This is a genomic window from Pseudomonas sp. GW821-FHT01E05 (genome assembly GCF_059422425.1).
Genome location: NZ_JBWKWW010000008.1, coordinates 129,303 through 142,125, shown reverse-complemented (window position 1 = coordinate 142,125; position 12,823 = coordinate 129,303). Strand labels below are relative to the sequence as shown.

The window sequence follows — 12,823 nt, the reverse complement described above, 5'->3', positions numbered from 1 at the left end:
CGAGTCCGATGGTTGTGATTTAGCCGGTCGAGCAGGCTGAAACTGTCCTACAGTCTTTTGGCTGTCGGCCATCCGACACGACATTTACTTACCTTAAAACAAGAGAATCGACTCATGAATTTCGAGCCCCTTGCCAAATCATTTATTGCCACGGCACTCGCTCTTGGATTCACCTGTGCACAAGCAGCTTCGCAAGCCCCGGTCGCTGCCGAGAATGGCATGGTGGTCACGGCCCAGCATCTGGCCACCCACGTCGGCGTCGATGTGCTCAAGGACGGCGGCAACGCAGTCGATGCGGCGGTGGCGGTCGGTTATGCGCTGGCAGTGGTTTACCCCGCTGCGGGCAACATCGGCGGTGGCGGTTTCATGACCATCCAGTTGGCCGATGGCCGCAAGACTTTCCTCGACTTCCGCGAAAAGGCGCCCCTGGCAGCCACCGCGAACATGTATCTCGACAAGGATGGCAATGTCGTCCCGGACCTCAGTACAAAGGGACACCTGGCAGTCGGCGTCCCGGGAACCGTTTCAGGCATGGAGCTGGCGCTGAAGAAATACGGCACGATGAAGCGTGCCGATGTCATTGCACCAGCCATCAAATACGCCGAGGACGGCTTCGTGCTTGAACAGGGCGACGTCGATCTATTCGAAACCGCGACCGACGTCTTCAAGAAAGACATGCACGACTCGGGCGCGATTTTCCTGAACAAAGGTGAGCCGATGCAGGCCGGCCAGAAGCTGGTGCAAAAGGACCTGGCCAAGACGCTACGGGAAATCTCCAGTAAGGGGGCTGAGGGCTTCTATAAGGGCTGGGTTGCCCAGGCTATCGTCGACTCGAGCAAGGCCGGCAAGGGCCTCATCACGCAAGCCGACCTTGATAAGTATCAGACCCGCGAACTCGCGCCGATCGAGTGCGACTACCGTGGCTACCACGTCGTCTCCGCACCGCCGCCGAGCTCGGGTGGGGTCATTATTTGCGAGATCATGAACATCCTCGAAGGCTATCCGATGCCCAACCTGGGCTTTCACTCGGCTCAGGGGCTGCACTATCAGATTGAAGCCATGCGTCACGCCTATGTTGACCGCAACAGCTATCTAGGCGACCCCGACTTCGTCAAGAACCCGCTGGCGCACCTGCTGGACAAGGATTATGCGGCTAAGCTGCGCGCCGCTATCGCCCCGCAAAAAGCCGGTATTTCCCGCGAGATCAAACCTGGAGTGGCGCCTCACGAGGGTAACAACACCACGCATTACTCGATCGTCGACAAATGGGGCAACGCGGTCTCGGTGACCTACACCCTCAACGATTGGTTTGGTGCAGGGGTCATGGCCAGCAAGACCGGCATCATCCTCAACGACGAAATGGACGACTTCACCTCCAAGGTCGGCGTGCCCAACATGTACGGTCTTGTGCAAGGGGAAGCGAACGCTATCGCCCCAGGCAAAGCCCCACTGTCCTCAATGAGCCCGACGATCGTCACCAAGGACGGCAAAACACTCATGGTCGTCGGTACGCCAGGCGGCAGCCGGATCATCACTGCGACCTTGCTGACGATCCTCAACGTCATCGACTACAAGATGAATATTCAGGAAGCGGTCGATGCGCCACGATTCCATCAACAGTGGTTGCCTGAAGAGACTAATCTTGAAACGTTCGCCGTCAGTGCTGATACCCAGAAAATCCTCGAAAGCTGGGGACAAAAGTTCATCGGCCCGCAGAACGCCAACCATGTCGCGGCGATATTGGTCGGGGCACCTTCGCTCGGCGCAAAACCGGTCGGCAAAAACCGTTTCTACGGCGCGAACGATCCGCGTCGCAACACGGGCCTGTCACTGGGCTACTAAGTGATGTGAAGCCCTGTTTCAGGGCTTCGTTGAGCGGCGCAAGTTCAGCCTGATCGCGTTGAACCTGCGTCGCGTGCAACAAGAGTGCTTGTTATCGGGAACAGCGGAACCAGTCCGCGCGGCACAAGTCTGGTGTCAAACACACGTTAAAAAGAGGTAGCGGTCATGCCATTCATGCTTGATTCTCCCGCTTTTCATGCCCAAGGTCCGATACCGGCGCAATACAGCTGTGAAGGCCGGGATGTTTCTCCGCCGTTGGCCTGGAGCGGTGTCCCCCCAGGCACCCAGAGTCTGGCGCTGATCGTGGACGACCCGGACGCGCCGGACCCCGCTGCCCCCAGGATGACCTGGGTGCATTGGGTGCTCTATAACCTGCCCGCGGCGACAACCGAGTTGCCCGAAGACCTGCGCATGCTGCCGCCCGGCACGCTGCCGGGGCTCAACGACTGGCAGAAAACCGGCTACGGCGGCCCTTGTCCGCCTATCGGCAACCATCGGTATTTTCACAAGCTCTACGCGCTGGACACGGTCTTGCCGGACCTGAAGCTGCCGACCAAAGCCCAACTCGAAAGCGCAATGCGCGGCCATGTACTGGCAAAGGCCGAGCTGATTGGCACCTATCGTAAAATGAGGTGAGCGCAGGAGCTGCCGAAGGCTCGGGCCGCATTCGGACGATCTTTGGCTGACGGCTTTTGTGTAGGAGCAGCCGGTCGACGCTCGATTGGTCCGGGCGGCGTTCCGACGATGGACTCAAGGGCGACGCGTTTATTCAGAAAGCACGCGTTATCGTTAACGTCCATCGCGAGCGAGCTCGGCTCCTACAGTCGGCCGTGGTAAGTCCATCGTCGGAACGCCGCCCGGACCAATCGAGCGTCGACCGGCTGCTCCTACAGACGGCCGTGGTAAGCCGCTGCGAAAATTTCTGCCGCGCCATTTCGTGTCAATGGCAGCGGGTTGCCGCCGGCGCAGGGGTCGACAATCGCCATGTCCGCGATCAGATCGGCCTGCCGATCATCCACTCCCAGCTCAACCAGCGTATGCGGCACGCCAATGTCCTTGCGCAGCTTGAGGACGAAGGCCAGAAAGCTGTCGAAACCCGGGGTGGGCAGACGCAGATAAGCTGCCAGGCGGGTGATGCGTTCCTCGATGGCTGGGCGATTGAACTTCAGGACATAGGGCATGAACGTGGCATTGGTCATGCCGTGATGGGTGTCGTACAGGGCGCCGACCGGGTGCGCGAGTGCGTGCATCCCGCCCAGCCCTTTCTGGAATGCGGTGGCGCCCATCGCGGCAGCCGCCAGCATGTGCGCTCGCGCATCGAGGTCGGAGGGTGTGTGGACTGCCCGTACCAGTGCATTGGCCACCAGGCGCATGCCTTCCACCGCGATACCTTCGGCCATGGGATGAAAACCGGGGGCGCAGTACGACTCCAGGCAATGGGCAAAAGCATCCATGCCCGTGCCGGCGGTGACTTTTGCCGGCATGCCGACGGTGAGGGCCGGGTCGCTGATCACCACCCGCGGCATCATCTTCGGGTGGAAGATGATGCGTTTGGTGTGCGTACGCTCGTCGATGATCACCGCCGCACGGCCCACCTCGGAACCGGTACCGGCGGTGGTCGGCACCGCGATGATCGGGGCGATACTGCTTTCGTCGGCACGTGTCCAGTAGTCGCCGATGTCTTCGAAATCCCAAACCGGTCGGGTCTGGCCGCTCATGAAGGCGATGAGCTTGCCCATATCCAGGCCGCTGCCACCGCCGAAGGCGACCACGCCATCGTGTTTCCCGGTATGCCAAGCCTGGAGCCCACCCGCCAGATTGGCTTCCACCGGATTGGGCTTGAGGTCACAAAACAGCGCTACACCGAGGCCCGCAGCGCGCAAGGAGTCCAGCGTTGCCGTGGTGATCGAGGAACGTGCCAGGCCACTGTCTGTGACCAGCAACGGTCGCTGGATACCTTGACTGCGGCAGATCTCGGCCAGCTCGGCGATGCGGCCGACACCGAAGCGGATGCTTGTGGGGTAGTTCCAGTTCGCGGTCAGGCTCATGTTCAGATCTCGTGGCGCAGATGGAAGGATTTTGCTCGAGTCAGGTTTTCGTAGCCAATGCGCGACAGCGTTACGCCGCGCCCGCTGTCCTTCACTCCGGTCCAGGCCAGGGCCGGGTCCAGATAGTCGCAGCGATTCATGAAAACGGTGCCGGTTGCGATCTCGTCGCCCAGGCGTTCGGCGGCGGCGAGATCTTGCGTCCAGATGGAGGCGCTGAGCCCGAACGCACTGTCGTTCATCAAGGTGATGGCTGCCTCGTCGCTGGCAACCGGCATGATCCCGACCACCGGGCCAAAACTCTCCTCGCGCATCACCGACATGTTATGGGTGACGTCCACTAACACCTGCGGCGCGAGGTAGGCGCTGCCGGGCGCGTCGGCGGCAAAAGCCTTTGGATCGATCAGTGCACTGGCCCCCAGTGCCAGTGCTTCGGCGATCTGCCGGCGAACGGATTCGGCGGCGCTCGGTGTCACCAGCGGGCCCAGTGTGGTGGCTTCGTCCAGTGGGTTGCCCAGCACGTATTGGCGAGTCAGGGCGACGAAGCGTTCGACAAAGGCCGGGTAGATTTTTTTATCGACATAGATCCGCTCGATGGCACAGCAGCTCTGCCCGCTGTTGAAGAAGCTGCCGTCCACCAGGTTCTCCACCGCATGCTCAAGGTTGGCGTCTGCGCGGACATAGGCCGGGTCTTTGCCGCCGAGTTCCAGCCCCAGGCCGAGGAAGCGTCCCATGGCGGCGACTTCCATGGCCTTGCCGGCGTCCACCGAACCCGTGAAGTTCACCTGCTGCACGCTTCCTGAGGCGATGATCGCGGCGGTCTGCCCATGATCGAGCAGCAGGTTGTGGAACAGGCCTTCGGGCAGATTGGCGCGGCGAAACGCCTCGGCGAAGCGCTCACCCACCAGCAGCGTTTGCGTGGCGTGCTTGAGGATGACGCTGTTGCCGGCCATCAGCGCCGGGATGATCGAATTCACCGCAGTAAGGTAGGGGTAGTTCCAGGGCGCGATGACCAGCACCGTACCCACCGGTTCGCGTTTGATATGGCGCCGAAAACCCGCGAGAGGGGCGGGTGCTACCGCCGCCAGGGCTTCAGGCGCAATGGCGATCATGTGCCGTGCGCGTTCTTCGAAGCCGCGCAGCTCGCCAGCGCCAAAGCGGACCGGGCGGCCCATCTGCCAGGCCAGCTCCGGCACGATTTCGGCGCTCATCGCCAGCATCGAGTCCACGGCGGCACTGCAACAGGCTGCGCGTTCGCTCAGCGGCCGGCGCTTCCATTGCGCCTGGGCGGCGCCGGCAGCCGCCAGAGCCTGCTCGATCTGCGCCGCCTCGGTGCGGCGGCGTTCGGCGTAGACCCGGCCATCGACCGGTGAGATGAGTTGAATCATTGCGGTCATGACTTTCTCGATAATGGATAGCTCAATAATGGATAGCTCAATAATGAATAGCTCAATAGCGCTCAAAGCCGCGCTGCAGTTCCCAGTCGGTTATCCGCCGGTCGTATTCTTTCTGTTCCCAGTCGGCGGTATGCACGTAGTGGTTGACCACCTCATCACCGAATGCCTCGCGCAACATGGTCGAGGCCCGCAGCGCGGCGCAGGCATCGCGCAGGGTCTTGGACACTTCAGGCAAGTGCTCGTCGAGGTAGGCATCGCCCTCAAAGGGCGGCGCAAGGCTGAGTTTCTCGTCGATGCCGGCCAGACCCGCGGCGATCAAGGCGGCGAAGGCCAGATAGGGGTTGAGGTCGGCGCCGCCGATACGGCATTCGATGCGGATGGCTTTGCTGCCCTCTGCACACAAGCGAAAGCCCGCGGTGCGATTGTCCCGACTCCACACCGCCCGCGTCGGCGCGAAGGTGCCGGCCTGAAAACGCTTGTACGAATTGATGTAGGGCGCGAGAAAACAGGTGATGTCGTTGGCGTATTTGAGCTGCCCGGCCACCCACGAGCACATCAGCCTGGACATGCCAAACTTGGCCTTGGGGTCAAAGAACAGGGGCTTCCTGGTATTTTTGTCCCACAGCGAATTGTGTATATGGCTGCTGGAGCCCGCGGCGTCATAGCGCCACTTGGCCATGAACGTGATCGCCTTGCCCTGCAGTTGCGCGATCTCTTTGCAGGCGTGCTTGATGATGACGTGGTGGTCGGCCATGGTCAGGGCGTCGGCATACCGGATGTTGATCTCTTCCTGGCCCGGCCCCCATTCACCCTTGGAGTTTTCCACGGGAATGCCTGATGCCTGCAGGTGTTTGCGAATCGCTCGAAGCACCGGCTCCTCGCGGGTGGTCTGCAGGATGTTGTAATCCTCGATGTAGTGGCCGGCGGTCTTCGGGTTGCGGTAGTTGCGCTCGTGGATAGCCTCGTAACTCTCGTCGAACAGATAGAACTCCAGCTCGGAGGCGAACATGCCGCTGTAGCCGCGCTCGCGCAGTCGCTCGACCTGCTTTTTCAGGATCGCCCGCGGGCTGTGGGGCAGGTCCCGCCTGTGGTGATGATCGAGCACGTCGCAGAGCACCAGCGCCGTGCACTCAAGCCAGGGCACGCGACGCAGCGTGGCCATGTCGGGTTTGAGCACAAAATCGCCATAACCTTTGCTCCAACTGGCAGCGGCGTATCCCGGCACCGGCTCCATGTCGATGTCGTCGGCCAGCAGGTAATTGCAGCAGTGGGTTTCTTCATGGCCGCTGTCGATGAAAAACTCGACCTGGAATCGCTTGCCGACCAGTCGCCCCTGCATATCGACCATGCAGACCAGCACGGTATCGATTTCACCGCAGGCGGCGGCGAGCTTGAGTTCTTCAAAGCTGAGGAGGGGCTCGGTCATCACGTCAGTCCTGCGTGAAATGCTTGGGCCTGTCTGAAATAGCTGTTGCAGACGCTCTTCAGAAAACCCAAAACCTGCCGGAGCGAGCATCATGAGCAATGAGCTGCTGAAAGCTTAGCCTACTGTTGCTGCGCGCAAGTTTTGGGGGAGCGAAACCCGACGAATCAGGAGCAGATCCAGAAGCTAAAATGACATTCAAGAGGGGGCCGTGCAGCTGTTGAGTCGGGTGACTCAGCATCATGGCCCGAGCGCCGGTCGCACCCTGGAGTGGCACCATGAGTGAATTCGTCAAGGTCGCCTGCGTGGGCGATATCGAACCCGGTACCGGCAAGACCGTGAACCTTGGGGGAACGCCCGTCGCGCTGTTCAATGTGGACGGCCAGTATTTCGCCATCAACAACAGCTGCCCGCACGAGGACGGCCCGCTGGGCGAAGGCACGCTTTGCGGCAGCGTCGTGACGTGCCCCATACACGCCTATGAGTTCGACGTGATCAGCGGCGAATGCCTCACGGAATCGGCTTATCGGGTCGAACAGTTCGAGGTTCGGCTGGACGGCGACGACATCCTGGTGCGCGAGCCGGCAGAGACTTGAGCACTGCGGGCTGCGCGGGCTGCGCGGGCTTAGGGCTGGGGGCTGCAGGCTGCGGGCCTTGTAGGAGCCGAGCTTGGTCCGGGCGGCGTTCCGACGATGGCGATATCAAGGACGCCATCGCCGGCAAGCCGTGCTCCTACAGGTTTTGCGTACCCCCGTTCGGACGATCTTGGCGATCTCGCACGCGCCGCAAGGGAGTATAGTAAAAAGATCAATTCGTCCTGCCAGACGCAGGAGGAGTCAGCGATGAGCACTGACAATGCCAGGATCCGCGAACTCAGCAGCCGGGCGTACAAGTACGGCTTCGTCACCGATTTGGAGAGCGACGCCGCCCCGCGCGGGCTCAACGAAGACGTCATCCGCCTGATCTCGGTGAAGAAGAACGAGCCGCAGTGGCTGCTCGACTGGCGCCTGAAAGCGTACCGCCACTGGCTGACGATGCGCGAGCCAACCTGGCAGAACGTCCATTACGAGCCCATCGACTACCAGGACATCATCTATTACTCGGCGCCCAAGCCGAAAACGCCGGGGCCCAATAGCCTCGACGAGGTCGACCCCGAGCTGCGCGAGATGTTTGGCAAGCTCGGCATCTCGCTCGCCGAGCAGGAGCGCCTGACAGGCGTGGCGGTGGACGCTGTGGTCGATTCGGTCTCGGTGGCGACTACTTTCAAGCACAAACTGGCCGAAGTCGGCGTGATCTTCTGCTCCTTCTCCGAAGCCGTGCAGAACCATCCGGAGCTGGTACGCAAGTACCTGGGTTCGGTCGTCCCCTACAGCGACAACTTCTTCGCCACACTGAACTCGGCGGTGTTTTCCGACGGCTCCTTCTGCTACGTGCCCAAGGGCGTGCGCTGCCCAATGGAACTGTCGACCTACTTTCGCATCAACGCCGCGGATACCGGCCAGTTCGAGCGCACGCTGATCGTCGCCGAGGAGGGCGCCTACGTGAGCTACCTGGAGGGCTGCACCGCGCCGATGCGCGACAAGAATCAGCTGCACGCGGCGGTGGTCGAGCTGGTCGCGCTGGACAACGCCCAGATCAAGTACGCCACGGTGCAGAACTGGTACCCGGGTGATGCAGACGGGGTCGGCGGCATCTTCAACTTCGTCACCAAGCGCGGCAAGTGCGCAGGCGCGCACTCGAAAATTTCCTGGACTCAGGTCGAAACCGGTTCCGCCATCACCTGGAAGTATCCGGGGGTGATTCTCCAGGGCGACTATTCGGTCGGCGAGTTCTACTCGGTCGCCCTGACGACCAACCACCAGCAGGCGGACACGGGCACCAAGATGATCCACATTGGCCGGCACACGCGCAGCACTATCCTCTCCAAGGGGATCTCAGCCGGCCATGGGCAGAACACCTACCGCGGCCTGGTGAAAATCCTGAAGGCCGCGACCGGCGCCCGCAACCATACGCAGTGCGACTCCCTGCTGCTGGGCAGCCAGTGTGGCGCGCACACCTTCCCCTATGTCGAGGTGAAGAACCCGAGCGCCCAGGTCGAACACGAAGCCTCCACCTCGAAGATCAGCGATGAGCAGCTCTTCTACTGCCGGCAGCGCGGCATCAGCGCTGAGGACGCGGTGCCGATGATCGTCAACGGCTTCTGCCGCGAGGTGTTCAAGGAACTGCCGATGGAGTTCGCGGTGGAAGCCCAGAAACTGCTGGGCGTGAGCCTGGAGGGCTGCGTGGGCTGAGGCCCGGGGTGGAGCATGCTCGAGATCAACAATCTGCACGCCAGCGTCGAGGGCCGTGAAATCCTGCGGGGTATCACGTTGCGGGTCGACGCCGGCGAGGTGCACGCGATCATGGGGCCTAACGGCTCGGGTAAAAGCACGCTGGCCCAAGTGCTGGCGGGCTTTGATACCTATGAGGTCAGCGGCGAGGTGCTCTACGAGGGCCAGGATCTGCTCGCCATGGCGCCGGAAGAGCGCGCGGTCGCCGGCATCTTCCTTGCGTTCCAGTACCCGGTCGAGATCCCTGGCGTCGGCAACCTCTACTTCCTGCGCACCGCCCTCAACGCCGTGCGCAAGCAGCGCGGACTCGAGGAGCTCGACGCGCTGGATTTTCTCGCGCTCGCCAAGGAGCGCATGGCGCTGGTCGAGATGGACCAGAGCTTCATGAACCGCTCCGTCAACGTGGACTTTTCGGGTGGCGAGAAGAAGCGCAACGAGATCTTCCAGATGGCGATTCTGGAACCCAAACTGGCCATCCTCGACGAGACCGACTCGGGCCTCGACATCGACGCGCTGCGGATAGTCGCGGCCGGCGTCAACGCGCTGCGGAGCAAGGATCGCGCGCTGCTGGTCATCACCCACTACCAGCGATTGCTCGACTACATCGTCCCGGATCGCGTCCACGTCATGGCCAACGGCCGGATCGTGCAGTCCGGCGACAAGGCCCTGGCCGTCGAACTCGAGAAGCACGGTTATGGGAGCTTCGAGCAGGCACCGTCAGCGCCCGGAGCCATGCGATGAATACTCCGGCGAGCGTAGCGTTTCTCGCGCGGCTTGAGCCCAGGGCCAACGACCGGCAGCCCGCCTGGCTGGGAGAATTGCGCAACGCAGCGTTCCAGTGGGTGGCCGAACACGGCTTTCCTGCGGCCAAGGACGAAGCCTGGAAGTACACACGCGTTGCGCCGATCCTGGAGACTCCTTTGCGGCCAGCCGAGCCGGGCGCGAGCGGGGGCCTGTCCGACGCCAGTATCGAGCAGCTCGTCGGCAACTATGGCGGCCCGCGGCTGGTCTTCGTCAATGGCTATTTCGCTGCTGAGTTTTCGGTGCTTGAGGCGCTACCTCCAGAGACCCGGGTGACCCATTTCGCCAGGCTGCTGTCGGCCGACAGCGGGACGCTCGAAGCGCCGTTCTCCCATGCCTTCCGCACACGACCGCAGGCGTTCACCGCGCTCAATACGGCCCTCGCCGAGGACGGAGCCTTGGTGCAGATACCCGCCCATACGACGGTCGATGAGCCGATCCATCTGGTGTTCCTCTCGGCCCCGGGCGTCACACCGCTGATGACCCAGCCGCGCGCCTTGGTGCTGATGGGAGCGGGGAGCCGCGCGACCCTGGTGGAAAGCCACGTCGGCAGCGGGGCAGAGGTCTACCTCAGCAATGCCATCAGCGAAGTGGTACTCGACGCGGATGCTGCGCTTGAGCATTACCGGGTGCAGAACGAGAGCACGGCGGCGTTCCATGTCGCGCTGCTCAATGTGCGTCAGGCCCAGGGCAGCCACTTCGCCGCGCACTCCTTTGCACTGGGTGCGGCGCTGGCACGGCAGGAGGTGCGGATCATGCTCGAGGGTCCTGGCGCGCAGGTCGCCCTGAACGGCCTGTACCTGCCCCGGGGCGAGCAGCACCTGGACAACCAGACGACCATCGAGCACCTGGCACCGCGCTGCACCAGCCGCGAACTCTATAAGGGCGTGATCGATGGTCACGGGCATGGGGTCTTCGACGGGCGGATCATCGTGCGTCCGGGTGCGATGAAGACGGATGCCAGCCAGACCAACAAGAATCTTTTGTTGTCGGGGTTGGCCCAGGCCAACACCCAGCCACGGCTGGAGATCTTCGCCGATGACGTCAAGTGCGCCCACGGCGCCGCCATCGGCCAACTGGATGAGCAGGCTATTTTCTACCTGCGCTCGCGGGGGATTCCCCTGGCGGTGGCGCGGTCTATGGTGATCTATGCGTTCGTCAGCGAGATGCTGGAGCTCATTCACCTGGAGCCGCTGCGGGCCCATGTGGAGCGACTGGTCGCCGCGCAGCTGCGGGGCCTGGAGGTGTCGGCATGAATGACCTCGAAAGCAGCCTTCAGGCACGCTCGAAACAGCTCGACCTTACGCCAGGCTACGACGTCGAGCGCGTGCGCCAGGCGTTTCCGATCCTCAAGCAACGGATCTATGGCAAGCCGCTGATCTACCTCGACAGCGCCGCGACCAGCCAGAAGCCGCAGGCGGTCATTGACGCGATGTCACGCTTCTTCCTGCAGGAGAACGCCAACGTGCACCGAGGCGTGCATTACCTCTCGGTGCGCGCCACTGAGGAGTACGAGAAGGCTCGGGCCAAGGTCCAGGGCTTCCTCAATGCCGAGCACGTCGAGGAGATTGTCTTCGTCCGTGGCACGACCGAAGCGGTCAATCTCGTGGCGCAAACCTATGGCAAGGCGCAGCTGCGCGCGGGCGACGAGGTGCTGATCAGCACCATGGAGCATCACTCCAATATCGTGCCCTGGCAGATGCTCTGCGAGCAGACCGGCGCCCGGTTGCGGGTGGCCCCGATCAACGACGCAGGCGAACTCCTGCTCGATGAGCTGGAACGGCTGATCGGGCCCCGGACCCGGCTGGTGGCCGTTACCCATGTCTCAAATGTGCTCGGCACCATCAACCCGATCCGGCGCATTGTCGAACTCGCCCATGCCCGGGGCGTGCGCGTAATGGTCGACGGCGCCCAGGCGGCCCCCCACCTTAAGGTCGATGTGCGAGCGCTGGGTTGCGACTTCTACGCTCTGTCGGGTCACAAGATGTACGGGCCCACCGGTATAGGCGTGCTCTACGGTCGCCACGAGCTGCTCGAAGCCATGCCGCCCTACCAGGGCGGCGGCGACATGATCCTCTCGGTCAGCTTCGAGAAGACCCTCTACAACAAACCGCCGTACAGGTTCGAAGCAGGGACACCGAACATGGCCGGCGCGATTGGTCTCGGCGCGGCGGTCGACTTCCTGGGCCTGCTTGGGCCAGCGGCCATCGCCGCCCACGAGCAGGCGGTGCTGGCCTATGCACAGAAGGCGCTCGCGGCAGTGCCGGGCCTGCGGCTGATCGGCACCGCGGCGCAGAAAGTCGGCGTCCTCTCGTTCGTTCTGGACGGCATCCATCCGCACGATATCGGTACCATTCTGGACCGTGAAGGGGTCGCGATTCGCACCGGGCACCACTGCGCGCAGCCGTTGATGAACCGCTTCGGTCTGGCCGCCACCGCCCGCGCCTCGCTCGGCTGCTACAGCACCGAGCAAGATATCGATGCGCTGGTGGCAGGTCTGGCCAAGGTCCAGGAGGTGTTCCGGTGAGCAACGATGAACTGCGCGACCTCTACCAGGACGTGATCATCGACCACGGCAAGCGGCCGCGCAATTTCCGCGAGCTCCTGGACGCCACCTGTACGGCGGAAGGTTTCAATCCGCTGTGCGGCGATCAGCTCAGGATTTATATCAAGCTCGCGGACGGCGTGATCGAGGACATTGCCTTCCAGGGGGCCGGCTGCGCCATCTCCCAGGCCTCGGCATCCCTGATGACCCTTGCAGTCAAGGGGAAGAAGCCGCAGGAGGCACTGACACTTTTTGCCCATGTGCATGCGCTGCTCACCGAGGGGCCAAACGCCCGGGTGACGCCCGCGCAGCTTGGCAAGCTCGCGGTGCTTTCAGGGGTCTGGGAGTTCCCGGTGCGGGTCAAGTGCGCCACCCTGGCCTGGCACACGCTGCGCAGCGCTCTCGAAGGTGGCAGCTCACAGGTCACGACGGAGTAATAA

General features: G+C 62.6%; 11 protein-coding genes. 8 read left to right on the top strand and 3 right to left on the bottom strand.

Annotation, left to right across the window (positions count from 1 at the left end; translation table 11 throughout):
* Positions 1-114: 114 nt before the first annotated feature.
* The gene (gene ggt / locus AC07W5_RS18945) at positions 115-1,842 is read left to right on the top strand and encodes a gamma-glutamyltransferase (protein ID WP_495024088.1); all 1,728 of its coding nucleotides are present in this window, start codon (positions 115-117) and stop codon (positions 1,840-1,842) included.
* 165 nt (positions 1,843-2,007) lie between these two features.
* Complete coding sequence (locus tag AC07W5_RS18940) at positions 2,008-2,478, top strand: YbhB/YbcL family Raf kinase inhibitor-like protein (RefSeq protein ID WP_495024087.1); 471 nt, start codon at positions 2,008-2,010, stop codon at positions 2,476-2,478.
* Positions 2,479-2,729: 251 nt separating this feature from the next.
* On the opposite strand, the gene AC07W5_RS18935 is transcribed toward AC07W5_RS18940, so the two are convergent.
* The 3 genes from AC07W5_RS18935 to AC07W5_RS18925 are packed head-to-tail and all read right to left on the bottom strand — an operon-like array spanning position 2,730 to position 6,710.
* Positions 2,730-3,890, bottom strand: a complete 1,161-nt coding sequence (locus AC07W5_RS18935) for an iron-containing alcohol dehydrogenase (RefSeq protein ID WP_495012445.1) — start codon at positions 3,888-3,890, stop codon at positions 2,730-2,732.
* A gap of 2 nt (positions 3,891-3,892) precedes the next feature.
* Positions 3,893-5,284 (bottom strand): aldehyde dehydrogenase family protein, encoded by a 1,392-nt coding sequence (locus AC07W5_RS18930; protein WP_495024086.1) that lies wholly within the window; start codon positions 5,282-5,284, stop codon positions 3,893-3,895.
* Between the two features lie 52 nt (positions 5,285-5,336).
* Positions 5,337-6,710 carry a glutamine synthetase family protein gene (locus AC07W5_RS18925; protein ID WP_494992974.1) on the bottom strand — a complete coding sequence of 458 codons (1,374 nt, stop codon included), beginning with the start codon at positions 6,708-6,710 and terminating at the stop codon, positions 5,337-5,339.
* A gap of 275 nt (positions 6,711-6,985) precedes the next feature.
* Between AC07W5_RS18925 and AC07W5_RS18920 the strand changes: the two genes are divergently transcribed.
* The 6 genes from AC07W5_RS18920 to sufU all read left to right on the top strand — a co-directional run bounded on the left by AC07W5_RS18920 (position 6,986) and on the right by sufU (position 12,820).
* Positions 6,986-7,303, top strand: a complete 318-nt coding sequence (locus AC07W5_RS18920; RefSeq protein WP_495024085.1) for a Rieske (2Fe-2S) protein — start codon at positions 6,986-6,988, stop codon at positions 7,301-7,303.
* A 246-nt stretch (positions 7,304-7,549) separates the two neighbouring features.
* A complete protein-coding gene (gene sufB / locus AC07W5_RS18915; protein WP_495024084.1) occupies positions 7,550-8,998 on the top strand; it encodes a Fe-S cluster assembly protein SufB in 1,449 nt (482 codons plus the stop codon).
* A gap of 15 nt (positions 8,999-9,013) precedes the next feature.
* On the top strand, positions 9,014-9,778 hold the full coding sequence (sufC, locus tag AC07W5_RS18910; protein WP_495012448.1) for a Fe-S cluster assembly ATPase SufC: 765 nt from the start codon (positions 9,014-9,016) through the stop codon (positions 9,776-9,778).
* Positions 9,775-11,094, top strand: coding sequence for a Fe-S cluster assembly protein SufD (sufD, locus tag AC07W5_RS18905; protein ID WP_495024083.1), 1,320 nt, complete (start codon positions 9,775-9,777; stop codon positions 11,092-11,094). Before sufC ends, sufD begins: the two co-directional genes overlap by 4 nt.
* On the top strand, positions 11,091-12,365 hold the full coding sequence (locus AC07W5_RS18900; RefSeq protein ID WP_495024082.1) for a SufS family cysteine desulfurase: 1,275 nt from the start codon (positions 11,091-11,093) through the stop codon (positions 12,363-12,365). Before sufD ends, AC07W5_RS18900 begins: the two co-directional genes overlap by 4 nt.
* Complete coding sequence (gene sufU / locus AC07W5_RS18895) at positions 12,362-12,820, top strand: Fe-S cluster assembly sulfur transfer protein SufU (RefSeq protein ID WP_494992968.1); 459 nt, start codon at positions 12,362-12,364, stop codon at positions 12,818-12,820. The genes AC07W5_RS18900 and sufU overlap by 4 nt, the downstream gene beginning before the upstream one ends.
* Positions 12,821-12,823 lie beyond the last annotated feature (3 nt).